13 protein-coding genes are annotated in these 15,705 nt (G+C 65.3%); 5 read left to right on the top strand and 8 right to left on the bottom strand.

From position 1 onward, the window contains the following. Positions 1 to 535 (bottom strand): biotin/lipoyl-containing protein (locus tag A0U87_RS17105; protein WP_137405788.1); only part of this gene is annotated, 535 nt, incomplete at its 3' end. Positions 536 to 724: 189 nt separating this feature from the next. Between A0U87_RS17105 and A0U87_RS17100 the strand changes: the two genes are divergently transcribed. The 3 genes from A0U87_RS17100 to A0U87_RS17090 all read left to right on the top strand — a co-directional run bounded on the left by A0U87_RS17100 (position 725) and on the right by A0U87_RS17090 (position 3,628). After that, entirely contained in the window at positions 725 to 1,180 is a 456-nt protein-coding gene (locus A0U87_RS17100; RefSeq protein WP_048939168.1) for a universal stress protein, read from the top strand. Between the two features lie 427 nt (positions 1,181 to 1,607). Beyond that, positions 1,608 to 2,444, top strand: a complete 837-nt coding sequence (locus A0U87_RS17095) for a transcription factor jumonji, JmjC (RefSeq protein WP_048939169.1) — start codon at positions 1,608 to 1,610, stop codon at positions 2,442 to 2,444. Further along, positions 2,441 to 3,628, top strand: coding sequence for a GNAT family N-acetyltransferase (locus tag A0U87_RS17090; protein ID WP_048939188.1), 1,188 nt, complete (start codon positions 2,441 to 2,443; stop codon positions 3,626 to 3,628). The genes A0U87_RS17095 and A0U87_RS17090 overlap by 4 nt, the downstream gene beginning before the upstream one ends. Before the next feature lie 24 nt (positions 3,629 to 3,652). On the opposite strand, the gene A0U87_RS17085 is transcribed toward A0U87_RS17090, so the two are convergent. The 7 genes from A0U87_RS17085 to paoA form a co-directional block, all read right to left on the bottom strand. After that, positions 3,653 to 5,116, bottom strand: coding sequence for a TolC family protein (locus tag A0U87_RS17085; protein WP_053094355.1), 1,464 nt, complete (start codon positions 5,114 to 5,116; stop codon positions 3,653 to 3,655). A gap of 2 nt (positions 5,117 to 5,118) precedes the next feature. Further along, positions 5,119 to 6,189 (bottom strand): HlyD family efflux transporter periplasmic adaptor subunit, encoded by a 1,071-nt coding sequence (locus A0U87_RS17080; protein WP_137405787.1) that lies wholly within the window; start codon positions 6,187 to 6,189, stop codon positions 5,119 to 5,121. Continuing rightward, complete coding sequence (locus A0U87_RS17075) at positions 6,186 to 7,868, bottom strand: ABC transporter ATP-binding protein (RefSeq protein ID WP_010336015.1); 1,683 nt, start codon at positions 7,866 to 7,868, stop codon at positions 6,186 to 6,188. Before A0U87_RS17075 ends, A0U87_RS17080 begins: the two co-directional genes overlap by 4 nt. 184 nt (positions 7,869 to 8,052) lie before the next feature. Then, the gene (locus A0U87_RS17070) at positions 8,053 to 8,652 is read right to left on the bottom strand and encodes a cysteine hydrolase (protein ID WP_048939170.1); all 600 of its coding nucleotides are present in this window, start codon (positions 8,650 to 8,652) and stop codon (positions 8,053 to 8,055) included. 20 nt (positions 8,653 to 8,672) lie between these two features. Then, entirely contained in the window at positions 8,673 to 10,874 is a 2,202-nt protein-coding gene (paoC, locus tag A0U87_RS17065) for an aldehyde oxidoreductase molybdenum-binding subunit PaoC (protein WP_048939171.1), read from the bottom strand. Between the two features lie 4 nt (positions 10,875 to 10,878). Then, the gene (locus A0U87_RS17060) at positions 10,879 to 11,829 is read right to left on the bottom strand and encodes a xanthine dehydrogenase family protein subunit M (RefSeq protein ID WP_137405786.1); all 951 of its coding nucleotides are present in this window, start codon (positions 11,827 to 11,829) and stop codon (positions 10,879 to 10,881) included. Continuing rightward, on the bottom strand, positions 11,826 to 12,461 hold the full coding sequence (gene paoA, locus A0U87_RS17055) for an aldehyde dehydrogenase iron-sulfur subunit PaoA (protein ID WP_048939172.1): 636 nt from the start codon (positions 12,459 to 12,461) through the stop codon (positions 11,826 to 11,828). Before paoA ends, A0U87_RS17060 begins: the two co-directional genes overlap by 4 nt. 300 nt (positions 12,462 to 12,761) lie before the next feature. Between paoA and A0U87_RS17050 the strand changes: the two genes are divergently transcribed. Then, positions 12,762 to 13,778, top strand: coding sequence for an adenosine deaminase (locus A0U87_RS17050; protein WP_048939173.1), 1,017 nt, complete (start codon positions 12,762 to 12,764; stop codon positions 13,776 to 13,778). A gap of 79 nt (positions 13,779 to 13,857) precedes the next feature. After that, a complete protein-coding gene (locus A0U87_RS17045; RefSeq protein ID WP_107917576.1) occupies positions 13,858 to 15,627 on the top strand; it encodes a tetratricopeptide repeat protein in 1,770 nt (589 codons plus the stop codon). The last annotated feature ends 78 nt before the right edge of the window (positions 15,628 to 15,705 follow it).

Here is a 15,705-nt window from a genome sequence, read left to right as displayed (position 1 = left end):
CGGCCTTGGCCGGCGCGGCAGCGGCGCCGTCCAGATCGGCCTTGACGATGCGGCCGTTCGGGCCCGAACCGGCGACAGCGGCCAGATCGACGCCCTTGGCTTCCGCCAGGCGACGGGCCAGCGGGCTCGCCTTCACGCGGCCTTCCGCCGGAGCGGCGGCGGGAGCAGCCGCCTTCGCCGGCACCGGATCAGCCTTGGCGGCGGGGGCGGCGGCTTCGGCCTTGGCGGGGACCGCATCGGCCTTGGGGGCGGGCGCAGCGCCACCGCTGGCGGCGGCTTCGGCGACATCCTCGCCCTCTTCGGCGATGATCGCGATGACGGTGCCGACCTTCACGCCCTCGGCACCTTCCGACACCAGGATCTTGGCGACGGTGCCTTCATCGACGGCCTCGAATTCCATGGTCGCCTTGTCGGTTTCGATCTCGGCGAGAAGGTCGCCGGACGATACCTTGTCCCCTTCCTTGACCAGCCACTTGGCCAGCGTGCCCTCCTCCATGGTGGGGGACAGGGCAGGCATCTGGATCGTCTTGCTCATGCGTTCGGGGCCTCTTCTTGATTATCTGGCACGCGCCGTTTCGGAGCCCGTTTTCACCCTTTGGCCGGAACGGTCAAGGCCACGCCTTGCGCAAGGGCCCATAATGCCCCACATTTCACCTCGTTGGTTCGTCGGGGCTGTTTTGACGGGCCGGCAAGGCGGATTTTTGTTTCTCGGGGATATCGAGCAATGCGGACATATCTGGTGGTCGTGGACGAATCGCCCGAAGCGGAAACCGCGCTGCGCTTCGCCGCCCGCCGCGCCGCCAAGACGGCCGGGACGATCCGCATCCTGGCCCTCATCCCACCGTCCGAATTCGTCCAGTGGGGCGGCGTCCAGGCGACGATGGAGGATGAAGCGCTGCAACGGGCCGAAGCGCTGGTGACCAGCGCCGCCGGCACGCTGACCGACGAATCCGGCATCCGCCCCAGCATCACCGTGCGCCAGGGCGATCCCGTCGCTGTGGTGCGCAAGACGCTGGAGGAAATGGACGATGTCGCCGCCTTGGTCCTGGGCGCCGCCGCCAGCGGCCCGCCCGGCGCCCTGGTATCCTACTTCACCGGATCGGACGCGGGCAAGATGCCCTGCCCGATCATGATCATCCCCGGCGGCCTCGACAGCGACGCGATCGACCGGCTGAGTTGAACCAGAGCCTCAAGGCTTCTCCACGGCGAAATGCGTCGTGCCGGCGCGTGCGTCCCCGGCGCCCCATCAAGCGCAGACCTCTCGCCGCTGCCGGCAATATCATGATGCCGCACGGTTGCCGCCAGCGCGGCATCCGACAATCGCGCAAGGGGAGAATGGCGCGCATCTAAGACCAGGCACGATCGAAACACCGCATTACGATCTTCTTCATCGCATCAACGCGGAAACAGATCAGAAATCATTGCCGCAACCATTTTTCATCCAAAATTATATTTCCGCATCACCATTTCAACTCAGCCCAAACAGAAACTGAACTTCTTATGGCCTGAAAATATACTGGAATACGCGCATCGTGTTTAACGCGATCTTCAACCTTGCATGACAAGTTTGCGGCAATTGATCTCGTCATAGCGGAAGAACTTCCTCCATGAGCTTTGTTGCGCCGTCCAGTCTCGGTCCTTTCGCCAGCGCCTATCCGCTGTCACCGACCATGCTGCAGCATAGCCTGACGGACCATCCGCTGCTCTCGTTCGAAGCCCTGGCAAAAGCCAGCATCGACCTGCCACCGCAATTTGTCGAACGCCGGATCGGCAACGCCCCCAATGGCGGCGAATTCGCGATGGACCGCTCCGACGACGCCGATGTCGCCACCGTCATTCGCTCGATCCAGACCAGCGGCAACTGGATCATGCTCCGCTTCGTCGAGCAACTGCCCGCCTATCGCGAGTTGCTGGCCAGGCTGATGGACCAGATCGGCCCCGCAATTTCTCCAGCGACCGGTCCGGGGCTGACGGTGCGGGGGTTCATCTTCATTTCCGCGCCGGGAACGCTCACCCCGTTTCACTTCGATTGCGAATATAATATCCTCTTCCAGATCGCGGGCGACAAACAGTTCGCGACCTATCGCCCGATGGCACCATGGCTGCCGATCGACCGGCACGAAGCCTATTATGGTGGTGGCGACAATATGCTGCCCTGGAACGACGCCTATGAGGCGGATGCCGACATCCACCCCATGCAGCCGGGCGACGGCCTGTTCATCCCCTATGCCTCGCCCCATTGGGTCAGGGCGGGCTCGGAGCCGTCCATTTCGCTGTCGATCACTTGGCAGAGCCAGTGGAGCCAGACGCTGGGCGACGCCATGCAGATCAATCCGCTGCTGCGGCGATGGGGCCTGCCCACCGGCGACGTGCCGATATGGCCCAAGGCCGCCAAATGGCGCTCGATCGGGTGCCGCGTGGCGCGCAAGGCCGGGCTGTTATGAGCCACCTTCCCGCCTCCGGCAGCTTCCAACCGGACGCCAGCCATGCCTGGCCGCTGTCGGATGCCGACCAACCCGCCGTCCGCATCCTGCGCCATGCCGATCTGACGGCCGATGATCGCGCGCAGTGGGCGGCCCTGTCGGCACTGGCCGGGGCCGCCAATGTCTTCGCGCAGGACTGGTTCATGGACGCCGCCCTGAGCCACGCGCCTGATGGCGCTGACGTGTTTCTGGCCGTCGTCGCCCCCATCAATGGACCATGGCTGGGCGTCATGCCGCTGATCGCCGTACCACGCTTCGGCCGATGGCCAGTGCGCATCTGGCGCAACTGGGCGGCGACCAACCAATTCCTGGGTACGCCGCTGGTCATCGCGCAGTCCGCTGATCTGTTCTGGAAGAGCCTGTTCGCCTTCCTGGACCAGCGCTCAGGCGGGGAGATCATGCTGCATGTCTCCGGACTGGATGCCGACGATCCGGTCAGTATCGCCCTGTTCGACCGCTGCGAACGGGAAAGGCGAGCATTCCACACCATCCATTGCCATGATCGTCCAGCCTATCGCGCCGGCAAGCAAGGGGAAGGCCGCGGCGACGCGAAAATGCGGAGCCGACTGCGCAGCCTGTCGAAGCGGCTGGAACAGGAACATGGCCCGGTCACGATCGACATTCTGGCGCCGGACGCGCCATGCACAGCCTGGATCGACGCGTTTCTGGACCTTGAGGCATCGGGCTGGAAAGGCCGTAGCGGCAGCGCATTGGCAAGCGACAGCGCGACCCAGGCCCTGTTTTGCGAAGTGATTGAGCGCGGTCATTCGAACGGCAGCGCCCGCCTCGCCACCCTGTCGGTCGGGGGCCGCGCGATCGCCATGTCGAGCTGGTTTGAAGCCGCCATCTGGGGCCATGGCTTCAAGATGGCTTTCGACGAGGATTATCGCGCTTATGCGCCGGGCCAGCTTCTGATGCGCGACATCAGGGATCGCATCGGGGGCCGCCCCGACATGTCCTTCGACAGCTGCGTCCCACGCGGCGCCGGGCACTGCCATCGACTTTGGGGCAGCAACCGGAAGATTGTCGATGGTGCCGTCGCGATCGGCTCGCCCTGGCACCATGTCCAGTTCGACGCCCTGATGAAGGCGAGAGCCGCCTATGCGGCGATCAAGGCCCGTTTTCCCGACCGACCGGCGACCTGACGCCAGGTCGCAGCCATATGCCGCCTAGCTGCGATCCAGTCCTAGCGCCCGGTCATCGGCCGTTGCCGCCGCCATTTCGGCCTGGGCCGCGGCGATGCGCGCCTGCGCCTCGATCAGCTTGACCGCAGCATCGGTGGCCGCCTCCTCGCGACTATTGACCAGGAAGAAGTCGCTCGACCCCAGATCGAAGCGGCGCCGCTCGGCCTGGGCCAGTCGTTCGGCCAGGTCGCGCTGCCGGCGGGTTGTATCGACCAGCACGCGCGCGGCGTCGACCTCGATGCCGATGCCGGCCACTTCGGTGCGGATCTTTTCCGCCAGATAGCGCTGCTTGACGGTAAGTTCGTCGATCTTCGCCTGGCTCTCGGCCACCTTGCCCCTCGCCTTGCGGTTCTGCAGCGGCACCTTGAAGGTGACGCCGACGATCACCTCCAGCGGCGTGCGGCTATAGCCCCCCAGCCCCTGGGCACCGACATCCTTGGCGACCTGCCCCTCGAAATCCAGCTTGGGCCGGGTGTCGTTCTCGGCCAGCGCCAGCTTGACCGAGGCGTTATCGATTTCCTCCAGCAGGATGCCGAAGTCGGGACGATCCTCGATCGCGAACAATGGGTTGATCCGCAGGCCGTCGAACGCGGCGGCGGATGCGGGCAGGCGCGCGGCATCGACGAGGATCGGCAGTCCGTCCGCATCGCGATAATAGAGCGAGAAGCTGTTGGCCGCCGCCATGAACTCCTGCCGCGCCTGCACCACCAGCGCCTCGCGCTTGACCATGTTGGCTTCGTTTTCGGTCAGCAATATCGCGGACTTGGCGCCCAGTTGCACCTGGCGCGCAATGCCCTGGCTACGGCTTTCCGCCAGATCATAGAGCGCCTCATAGACCTTGAGCTTGAGGCCGCTCGCTACCCATTTCTGATAGGCGGCTATGGCGCGCGCCTGCACGCCGATCGCGGTCGCACGCGTCTCAAAGCGCGCGATGTCGATATCGTTGCCGGCGATTTGCGAGGCCGACCGTCGCGCGTCGATCAGGCGATCGCGCATCAGGGCATAGAGCGCGCCGATCTTCAACTCGCCCGCGCGATTGGTATAGGCCTTGTCCTCATAGACCGGGAAATCCCCGCGCGAATTGCGATATTGGCCATAGACATAGCCGCCGTTGCCGGTGAGCGGGCGTTCGACCTTGCTGTCGATCAGCGTGCCGTCATAATAGCCCTCGACCCGGCTGCGGGCATCCACGGAAAACACCGTGTCGAAGGCACCCTGTGCGCTGATCGCGCGCCCTTCGGCCTGACGCGCGCGCGCCAGGGCGGCAATGATATCGGGCGCCGAGCGGGCCGAGGATTGCAGCACCTCGTCCAGCGTCAGCGGCGTCAAGGGCTGTCCTGCGGTCGGCGCGGGCGTCGCATCGACCGACAGGGCCTCACCAGCCGCGCACGGCAGGGTGCCCGCGCCCATGGCCGCGACCAGCATGGGCAGCGACATCGCGCGCCACATCGTCACTTCTTCTTCTCGATCGAACTCTTGTCGTCCTTGGGCGCTTTCGCCTCGCCCTTGCCGGCCACCTGATCCTGGCCAAAGTTGAGCGGGAAATCGTTGAGCTGGCGCCACAATTCATACCAGACCGGCACCGTGTCGCCCTGCACCCAGCCCAGCACCTGGCTGCCCTGACGGACGAAGCGTCGCTCCGGCCAGGCGGTCTTGCCCGGCGCCTGTTCCACCAAGATCCGGAACAACCCGTCGGTGCGCGGCGTGGGATCGACCGACCGCACCTGGCCGTCATAGATGCCAACAGCAAAAGCCGGCCAGCCGCTGAACTGGAAGGCCGGAAAGCCCTCAAATTCGAGCCGCACTTGGCGCCCCGGCTCGACCAGCGGCACGTCTCGCCCGTCGACATACAGTTCGACCGCGCGGGTGATATTCTCGGGCGCGATCGTCGCCAGCACCGTTCCCGACGAGATCAGCGCGCCGCCCGCTGCGGCGTTCAGATCCTGCACCCGGCCTTCGCGCGGTGCCGAGACGATCTGCGCCGAACTTTGCGCGAGCTTGATCTCGATCTGCTTGAGCTTCGCGCGCGCTTCGGCCAGCTTCGCATCGACATCGGCAACCTTGATCTGGGTCTGCTCATAGTCGCGGCGGGCGGCCAGCCCTTCGGCATAGAGCTGGCTGGTGCGATTGACGTCTATCATCGCGGTCGCCCGCGCCTGCTGGACCGCCGCGATCTGTGCCTCGACCTGTGCCTTTTCGCCCGCCAGCCGGGCGAGGAAATCGGGATCGACATCGACCACCCGGACGATCGGATCACCGGCCCTGACATGATCGCCGTCCCTGACGTAGAACTCGGCGACGCGGCCGCTCACCAGCGAGGATACGTCGCGGGCGCGGTCCTGCGCACTCAGCGTCGTGACCTGACCACCGCCCTGCGCCGTCTGCTGCCAGGGCACGAACAGGATCGCCAGCACGAGCAGGACGCCCAGCAGGATGAGCCAGGCGACGGTCGTCACCAGTCGGGGCGGCCGCAACTGGGCGAGCGACGGGAAATGTTCGGCCTGGGCGCGGTCGAGCGTCATGCCTGCGCCTCCCGTGCCGCAACGAAGCGGGCAAATTCATCCTTGTCGGTGAACCGTTGCTGCGTGCGTGCGCCGACCCAATACCAGGCGTCGAGGTCGAGCGCTTCGGGGCGCCCGCTGCTGAGCAGCACGGTCGTGCCCGCTGCCCGCAACTCGGCCAATGTCGCCTTGAGGCTGGCAATCGGCATCATGTCGTAAAGTTGCGACAACAGCAGCACGCGCGGACGGCTGAGCAGAGCATTGGCAAGCTTGAGCTGCATCACTTCGACGATCGACAGCGGCGAGCCGGAGCTGGCGAGTTGGGTATCCAGCCCGTGCGGCAGCCTGGCGAGCCGCGCGCCCAGGCCCACCCGTTCCAGCGCGTTCATGATCCGCGCCCCATCCATGTCGCGACCTTCGGCGAACGAGAGATATTCGCGCAGGGTGACATCGATGATGGTCGGGCGATTGAGCACCATCACCGCCGATCGCAGCAGATACATGTCGAAACTGCCCAGTTCGCTGCCGCCGATCAGGACGATGCCGCTGTCGGGCGCGGCGTGGCGCTTGAGCAGCAGCGCCAGAGCGCTCTCCATGCCCGGTTCGGCCAGGATCACCGCCTGCTCGCCACTCGCAATCTCGAAATTGATCTGGGCCTTGTCGATCTCGACATCGCGGAAGCGCACCGATCCGTCGCGTGGCGCCTCCCCGCGCTGGCCCAGCCGCTCCTGCGGGATGGCCAGGATCTGCGACAATTCCTCGCTGCTCGCGACCAGATCATAGAAGGTGTCGAGATAGGAACCGAGCTGGTAGATGCCGTAGAAGACGCCGGACAGGATCAGTTCCGCCGCGACCAGCTGCCCGATCGAAAGCTGACCGGCGAGGATCAGATTGCCGCCGAGCGCGAGCAAGGCAGCCGCCGCAAAGGCATAGACCAGGAAATAACCGAGCGTCTGCGCGAAACTATAGCGGAAATAGCGGCGATGCGCGGCAATATAGTCGGCAATGACCGTTTCGGAGCGGTCCATCGCGAAATTGAGATGGCGGGCCGACTTGTAGAAGCCGTTAGAACCGCCGACGCTTTCCAGCCAGTGCGCGGCATTATGCTTGGCATGGCTGACACCCACCGCGCCGGTGATCGCGCCATGCCGCCAGGCCAGCCAGATCATCAGGCACACCGTCACCAGCACCAGGTTGAAGGCCAGGAAAAAGGGATGGTAGAAGCTGGTCACCACCAGGCCCACCGCCCCCTGCAGCACGATGGTGAAGGCGCCGATCACCAGGCTGGGCACCGATTTCTGGACGATCACCATGTCGAAATAGCGATTGAACAGGCTGCCCCGGCTTTCATCGACGAAGAAGGGGTTTTGCGCATGCACCGCGCGCACGGTGATTTCCGCGACCACCCGCGCAAAGATGCGGCGTTCGAAGATCGCCAGCAGATAGACGCGCAGCGCGCTCAGCCCCGCCACGACCAGCAGCAGCGCCAGCAGCACGCCGGACAGGATCCACAAGGGCGCGACCAAAGCGGTACGCGCCACCGAGTTGATCAGCAGTTGCACGGAGATGGGGGTAGCCAGCGACAACAGGCTGATCGCCACCGTATAGACGATCCCGACATTCACATAGCTGCGGTCAGGCCCGACGACCTCCGACAGCCACGCGGCCGCCTGCCGCAAGCCGAAACGCTCACTCGCCAACTCGACACCTGTTCCCTGCCAGCCTCATCGAAAGCGCCCCTAACCGCGGCGATTACGGCCCACAATGGCTTATGCTGCACAGCAACATAAACTTATGAAGCGTTCGCAGAATGGTGCAGGCATCGGGGCAAATGCTGCCCTCCCGGCCAGAAGTCCCCCGCTCTGGAGGGGACAGATCGGTCCTTCAGCCAAATTGCGCGAGGAAATCCCGCCCGGTCATTGGCAGCGAGAACATCGGGAAATCCTTGGCGATCGCCACGCGCTGTTCCTCCTCGCCGATGGTGGCGCAGCAGTCGATCAGCGTCGCGACATGATAGCCCCGTTCATAGGCGGAGCGCATGGTGGATTCGACACAGCAATTGGTGAGAAAGCCGGCAATGGCCAGGTGCGTCATGCCATGCTGGCGCAGGATGAAGTCGATATTGGTGCTGGCGAAGCAGTCCAGGCCACGCTTGCCCTCCACCACGATCTCGCCATCGGTCGGCGCCATCGCATCGGCAATCTGCGCGCCCCAGCTACCCCGGCGAAAGGCCCTGGCGGCGATCACGCCGGCAAGGATGCCATAGGGCCGGGGCGACAGTTCGGGATAGCCCTCCGCAAAGCTGATCGGCACATGAAGGATGGTGAGCCCCGCCTGGCGCGCGCCATCCAGCAGCGCGACGCTGTTCGCCAGCATGCTGGTGGCGCGCATCACATCCCGCACCGCCTCATGCTGGGCACCGCCCTCGCTGACGAAATCATTCTGATATTCGATCAGGACGATAGCGGTCTTGTCCGGCTTCATGGTCTTGCTCCGGTTAAGGGTCAGGCGATGTCGGGCATCTGGTCGAGATATTTGTCCAGCGTCAGGGGATAGTCACGCACACGGATGCCGGTGGCGTTGTAGATGGCGTTGGCGATCGCCGATCCGGGACCGCATATGCCCAATTCCCCCACCCCCTTCGCCTTCAACGGCGAAACCACCGGGTCGAGCGTGTCGAGGAAGATGCATTCCTGATGCGGGATGTCGGCGTGGACCGGCACTTCATAGCCGGCAAGATCGTGATTGACGAAGAAGCCGAAGCGGGTGTCGACCGCCAGTTCTTCCATCAGGGCAGAGCCGGCCGACATGACCATGGCACCGATCACCTGGCTGCGCGCCGACAGCGGATTGAGGATGCGGCCGGCATCGCACACGGCCAGCATGCGGCGGATGCGGGTTTCGCCGGTATAGGCGTTTACCGCGACTTCGGCGAAATGGCCGGCATAGGTGCCGACATCATACCCCTTCTTGAAATCGCCGAAGCTGATTTCATCCTCCGCCGTGAGGGCGCCGGCATCGGTCAGCGCCAGGCGGCGACCGCCCGCGTCGATCCGGCCGTCGGCGAAGGTCGCGCTATCGGCGTCGAACCCCAGTTTCTGGCCGATCGCCCGGCGCAGCGCCACGCAGGCGGCATAGACGCCGGCGGTCGAACTGGCCGCGCCCCATTGGCCGCCCGAACCCGATGAAGCGGGGAAATCGGAATCGCCCAGCACCACCTGGATCCGATCGAGCGGCACGCCCATGGTTTCCGCCGCGGTCTGGGCGATGATCGTGTAGCTGCCGGTACCGATGTCGGTCATGTCGGTTTCGATGGTGATCCGGCCATCCGTGCCGAGCCGCGCGCGCGCACCGGATGTCGCCGTCGGCCCGCCGCGATAGCCCGCCGCGACGCCCATGCCGATCAGCCAGGCGCCCTCGCGGCGCTGCCCCGGCCTGGCGCTACGCTGCGCCCAGCCGAACCGCTCCGCCCCTTCGCGCAGGCAGCGGACCAGATTGCGGTCGGAAATGCGCTGGGTCGCGTTGGCAGGCACTGTCCCCTCGGGCTCATTGCGGATGCGCAGTTCGATCGGGTCCATGCCGAGCTTTTCAGCCAGTTCGTCGATCGCCACTTCCAGCGCCAGATGCCCTGGCGCCTCGCCGGGCGCGCGCATCGCATTGCCTTCCGGCAGGTCGAGCATGGCGACATGATTGGCGGTCATGCGATTGGCGCCGGCATAGACTTTGGGCGTCTGGGCCGTGCCATCCTCGCCATCGGTGCCGTTGATGTTGCTCGACCAGTTTTCATGACCGATCGCGGTGATCCGCCCGTCACGCTCCGCGCCGATACGGATGCGCTGGATCGTCGCCTGGCGATGGGTCGCGTTATTGGCCATCAGCGGGCGCTGCACGGCAATCTTGACCGGCCGTCCGGCTGCCTTGGCGCCCAGCGCCGCCAGCACGGCATCCGCCCGCACGAACAGCTTGCCGCCGAAACCGCCGCCAATATAGGGCGAATCCACCCGCACATTGGCAGGGTCGATGCCCAGGATCTTGCTCATGCTCTGCTTGGCCCAGGCGATCATCTGGTTGGACGTCCAGAGCGTCAGCCTGTCGCCGTCCCAGGCGGCGATGGTGGCGAACGGTTCCATCATCGAATGGCTTTCGTTCGCGGTGCTGTAGCGCGCGTCGAGCTTCACCGGCGCCGCGGCGAAGGCGGCGGCGAAATCGCCCTGACTGCTCGTGTCAGGCTTGCCCCCCTGCCCCTTGGCCAGCGGCGCGGCCGGGGCGACGGCAGGAAAATCGAACACGCCCTTGTCCCGCACATAATCAGTGCGGATGAGCGCCGCGGCGGCGCGCGCCTGTTCGAAGCTTTCGGCCACCACACAGGCGATCGCCTGATGATAATGATGGATGTCGCTGCCGCCGAACAGCGGGGCATAATTCATCATGCCCTTGCCGACCGGCTTGGTATCAGGGGCGGTGACGATCGCGATCACGCCCGGCGCGGCGCGGGCCAGGCTTGTGTCCATCGCGGCGATCCGCCCCTTGGCGATGGCCGATCCGACAACGAATCCATAGGCCTGGTTGGCGATGACATCATGGCGTTCGGCGGCATAGGGCGCCTGGCCGGTGGTCTTGAGCGGGCCGTCGATCCGGGGCGTCGACTTGCCGACGATCTTGGCCTGATCGAACAGATTGGCCTTGGCGGGGGCATCGAATTTCATGGGATCAACTCCTCGCCTGGGCCATGAGCGACGCCAGCGTCCGCTCGGCCAGTTTCAGCTTGAACCTGTTGTCCTCGGTCGGACGGGCATCGGCAAAGACCTTCTCCGTCACGGCGCGCGCGCCGCCTGGAAAGGCGGCTTCGGCCGCTTCCACCCGCCAGGGCCGATGGGCGACGCCGCCAAATGCCACGCGTCCGCTACCGTCCTTCTGGATGACGGTCGCGACCGAAACCAAAGCGAAGGCATAGGAGGCCCGATCGCGCACCTTGTAATAAAGCTGGGTGCCGCCGATCGGCTTGGGCAGGGTGATGGCGGTGATCAGTTCGCCAGCCTCCAGCACATTGTCGCGCTGCGGCTCATTGCCGGGCAGGCGATGAAAGTCGGCAAAGTCGATTGCGCGCTTTGCGCCATCGGCCTTCACCGTCTCGACCTTCGCATCGAGAAGGCGCAGCGCCACACCCATGTCGCCGGGATAGGTGGCGATGCACTGGTCCGACGAACCGATGACGGCCAGCTGCCGGGAAAAGCCGCCGATCGCCGCACAGCCAGTGCCGGGCCGACGTTTGTTGCAGGGCATGTTGGTGTCGTAGAAATAGGGGCAGCGGGTTCGCTGCAGCAGGTTCCCCGCTGTCGTCGCCTTGTTGCGCAGCTGGCCGCTGGCGCCGGCGACGATCGCACGGGCAAGGACGCCATAGTCGCGGCGGACTGCCATGTCCGACGCCAGCGCCGTGTTGGTGACGAGCGCGCCGATCCGCAGCCCGCCCTCCGCCGTCTTCTCGATCCGGTCGAGCTTCAGATCCTGGACATCGACCAGATGAGTGGGCGTCTCGATCTCCAGCTTCATCAGGTCGAGCAAATTGGTGCCGCCAGCCAGATATTTGGCGCCTGGCCGGCCGGCCACGGCCGCGGCGGCCTGCTCGGGCGTCTTCGCCCGTTCATAGGTGAAGCTCTTCATGCCTTTGCTCCCGCGACCTGCGCCATGGCCTCGGCAATGTTGGAATAGGCGCCGCAACGGCAGAGATTGCCGCTCATCCGCTCGCGCATCTCGATATTGGAATAGTCCGGGGCGCGGGTGATGTCCGCCTGGACATGGCTTGGCACACCCTGTTCGATTTCCTTGAGCACGGCGACGGCAGAGCAGATCTGCCCCGGCGTGCAATAACCGCACTGATAGCCATCATGGGCGATGAAGGCCGCCTGCATCGGATGGAGGTTGTCGGGCATGCCCAGCCCTTCGATCGTGGTGATCTCGTCGCCCTGATGCTGCAGCGCCAGGCTTAGGCAGCTGTTGATGCGGGTGCCGTTGACCATCACGGTGCAGGCGCCGCACTGGCCATGATCGCAGCCCTTCTTAGTGCCGGTCAGCTTGAGATGTTCGCGCAGCGCGTCGAGCAATGTCGTGCGGGTGTCGAGCTTCAACTGCTGCCGCTTGCCATTCACGATGAAATCGACCGCCATCATCGGCGGCGGCGCAGCGGGAGACGGCTGTGCCTGCACTGGTGCTGAAATGACGGCAACCGTCGCGGAGGCGGCACCGCCCGCCAATATGCCACGTCGCGACACGCCCATATCCGGAAAATCGGCCATGAAAATCTCCCCTGCAGACGCTGGTTGCGCACTCTATCGAAGAAAAACTGGCGGCCGTCTTCCGGCCTGCCATCTACCCAGATGGAGGATAACACAGGAGAGGCCGTTCAGGTTCATGCGATGATCGGCATGATGTCATGATCAGGGATCATGAATGCTATGGCGGCCGACGCTGATCGCCAAATAAATACCGCGGGGCCTTCCACACGAGACCTTCCACGCAAACCAGCATGGCGCTGCAACGACCGTTCCACGCGGCCCGTAGCTGTGCCATGGTGGTCGATCCTGTATAGAGGCCCCATGACCGACATCGACCAATTTATCGCCGGACTGCCCAAGGCAGAGTTGCACCTCCATATCGAAGGGACGCTGGAGCCCGAACTGATGTTCGCGCTGGCCCGGCGCAACGACGTGACCTTGCCTTATGGCTCGATCGACGAGATCCGTCAGGCCTATGATTTCGGCAATCTCCAGGATTTCCTCGACATCTATTATGCCGGCACCAATGTGCTGCGCACGCTGCAGGATTTCCACGATCTCGCCGCCGCCTATTTCGATCGCGCAGCGCAGGACCATATCGTCCATGCCGAAATCATGTTCGATCCGCAGGCGCACACATCACGCGGCGTGCCCTTCGACCATGTGATCGAGGGGCTGCTGTCGGCCATGCGGGACGCGGAAGAACGCCATGGCATCACCAGCGACCTGATCCTCAGCTTCCTGCGCCATCTGAGCGAGGAAGAGGCCTTTGACACACTGCACGCCGCCACCCCCTGGCTGTCGCAGATCAAGGCGGTGGGGCTGGACTCGTCGGAAGTCGGCCACCCGCCCGAGAAATTCGCCCGCGTCTTCGCCGCTGCAGCCGAAGCCGGCCTCAAGCTGTGCGCCCATGCCGGCGAGGAAGGCCCGCCCGCCTATGTCTGGGAAGCGCTCGACCTGCTCAAGGTCGACCGGATCGACCATGGCAATCGCGCGCTGGAGGACGATGCCCTGGTAGAGCGCTTGGTGGACGAGCAGTTGGTGCTGACCGTCTGCCCGCTCTCCAACCTCAAATTATGCGTGATCGACGATATCGCCAGCCATCCGCTCGACCGGATGCTGGACATGGGCCTGCGCGCCACGGTCAATTCCGACGATCCGGCCTATTTCGGCGGCTATCTCAACGACAATTATCGCGCCGTTGCCGCAGCCCGAAACCTGACCCGCGAGCAGATCGCCCTGCTCGCGCGCAACAGCATCACCGGCTCCTTCCTGCCGCAGCAGGCCAAGGACACCCATCTGGCGACCATCGACGCCTATCTCGAACAGGCGCATTGACGCCCTGATTTACCGGCCCCTTCCCCGATGATATAGTCTGTCTCACAGGATGGCGGGCTTTTGGGGAAGGGCCGGACGCATGGCTGACTGGATAAGGGCAGCGACCGCGCTGGGCATCGGCCTGTCGCTCGCTTCCATATCGATCGAACCTGCCTTCTCGCCCGCGACGCTCGCCGCGCTCGATCCCGTTCGCCTTACTCGCAGCCTGTGCAGCGGCCCACAGGTCGGCTCCGCCCTCGCCCGCGAATTGCTGATCGCGGCCGCCGCCGCCCAGCCGATCGCCGACGCGCCGCCGATCCCGCTGTTCGACGATCTCACCCATTCGCGCTTTCCGCTGACCACCAGCAATCCGCAGGCGCGCCGCTATTTCAGCCAGGGCCTGTTCCTCATGTACGGCTTCAACCATGCCGGCGCGGTCCGCTCCTTCCGTGCGGCACAGCGGCTCGATCCGGCCTGCGCGCTCTGCTGGTGGGGCGAGGCGGTGGCGCTCGGCCCCAATATCAACGCACCGATGGATGCCGGCGACCGGGACGCGGCTCTTGCCGCGATGGACCGGGCGATGACGCTGCGCGATCGGGCGTCACCGATGGAGCGCGGCCTGATCGAGGCGGCGGCGCTACGCTATGCCCGTGATCCCGATGCCGACCGCGCCGCGCTCGACGGCGCCTATGCCGATGCAATGCTGGCGCTCGCGGCGCGCTTCCCGGCCGATGACGATGTCGCCCTGCTGGCCGCCGAAGCGGCGATGGACACCAGCCCGTGGAATTATTGGGAGGCCGACCGCAAGACCGCGATCGGGCGCGCCGGCGCTGCCATCCGCCTGGTCGAAACGGTGCAGGCCCGCAATCCCGCCCATGTCCAGGCGGCGCATCTTATGATCCACCTGCTCGAAGCGAGCGATGCAAAACGCGCCGAATCTGCCGCCGACCGCCTCTCCGCCGATGGCATGCCCAGCGCCGCCCATCTCGTCCATATGCCCAGCCACATCTATCAGGTCGTCGGCCGCTATCGCGACTCGATCCGCGTCAACATCGCCGCCGCCCGCGCCGACGAAGCCTTCATCCGCGCCACCGACGACCACAGCCTGGTGCGCTACGGCTATTATCCGCACAATGTCCATTTCATCGTCGCCTCCGCGCAGATGGCGGGCGACATGGATGGCGCGATGCGGGAGGCGCGGCGCCTGCGCACCATCCTCGATCCCGAAACCTCGGCCGCCATCGCCTGGATCCAGGCGATCGACGCCGCCCCCTATCTGGCCATGGCGCAGTTCGCCGCGCCCGCCGACATCCTCGCCCTGCCCGCGCCCGATCCGCGCCTGCCCTATGCCATCGCCATGCGCCATTATGCCCGCGCCGTCGCCCGTGCCCAGCAGCGCGACCAGCGCGGCTTCGATGCGGAGGTCGCGGCAATGAGCGCGCTCGCCCGCTCCGATGCACTGGCCCCGATGATTGCGCAGGGCGTCCCAGCCCCGGACCTGATCGCGCTCGCCACCGCGGTCGCGCGCGGCCGTCTCGCCACCGCCCAGCGCCGCTATGCGCAGGCCGCCGATCATTATCGCGCCGCGATCGCGCTGGAGCGGAAGATCCCCTATCAGGAACCGGCCTACTGGTATTATCCGGTGCATCAGTCGCTCGGCGCCGCCCTCTTCCTCGCCGGCCGCCACGACGAAGCCAGCGCCGCCTTCCGCCAGGCACTGATCCAGGCTCCCAATAATGGCTGGGCGCTGTACGGCCTCGCCCGCGCAGAGGCAGCCCAGGGGCACAAGGCAGAGGCTGCCGCCGCCCGCAAGGCCCTGACCAGCGCCTGGTCCGGCGATCCCGACTGGCTGCGGATGGAGCGGCTCTGAGGAGCGATCCGCTTGTCGATCGGGAAAATGGACAAATAGCCGGAAAATACTGGCCATCATCCATTTTGCTGGTAGGGA

It is taken from the genome of Sphingobium sp. MP9-4 (genome assembly GCF_005281675.1).
Lineage (GTDB): Bacteria > Pseudomonadota > Alphaproteobacteria > Sphingomonadales > Sphingomonadaceae > Sphingobium > Sphingobium yanoikuyae.
Note: the sequence above shows the minus strand (reverse complement) of the source record. Positions and strands in the feature narration are given on the sequence as shown.

Bases quoted from the DNA above. Each gene is read 5' to 3' on its own strand.
- A0U87_RS17100 (WP_048939168.1), top strand. From the start codon at position 725: ATGCGGACATATCTGGTGGTCGTGGACGAATCGCCCGAAGCGGAAACC.
- A0U87_RS17045 (WP_107917576.1), top strand. From the start codon at position 13,858: ATGGCTGACTGGATAAGGGCAGCGACCGCGCTGGGCATCGGCCTGTCG.
- A0U87_RS17050 (WP_048939173.1), top strand. From the start codon at position 12,762: ATGACCGACATCGACCAATTTATCGCCGGACTGCCCAAGGCAGAGTTG.
- A0U87_RS17085 (WP_053094355.1), bottom strand. From the start codon at position 5,116: ATGTGGCGCGCGATGTCGCTGCCCATGCTGGTCGCGGCCATGGGCGCG.
- A0U87_RS17060 (WP_137405786.1), bottom strand. From the start codon at position 11,829: ATGAAGAGCTTCACCTATGAACGGGCGAAGACGCCCGAGCAGGCCGCC.
- paoA (WP_048939172.1), bottom strand. From the start codon at position 12,461: ATGGCCGATTTTCCGGATATGGGCGTGTCGCGACGTGGCATATTGGCG.
- A0U87_RS17080 (WP_137405787.1), bottom strand. From the start codon at position 6,189: ATGACGCTCGACCGCGCCCAGGCCGAACATTTCCCGTCGCTCGCCCAG.
- A0U87_RS17070 (WP_048939170.1), bottom strand. From the start codon at position 8,652: ATGAAGCCGGACAAGACCGCTATCGTCCTGATCGAATATCAGAATGAT.
- A0U87_RS17090 (WP_048939188.1), top strand. From the start codon at position 2,441: ATGAGCCACCTTCCCGCCTCCGGCAGCTTCCAACCGGACGCCAGCCAT.
- A0U87_RS17095 (WP_048939169.1), top strand. From the start codon at position 1,608: ATGAGCTTTGTTGCGCCGTCCAGTCTCGGTCCTTTCGCCAGCGCCTAT.
- paoC (WP_048939171.1), bottom strand. From the start codon at position 10,874: ATGAAATTCGATGCCCCCGCCAAGGCCAATCTGTTCGATCAGGCCAAG.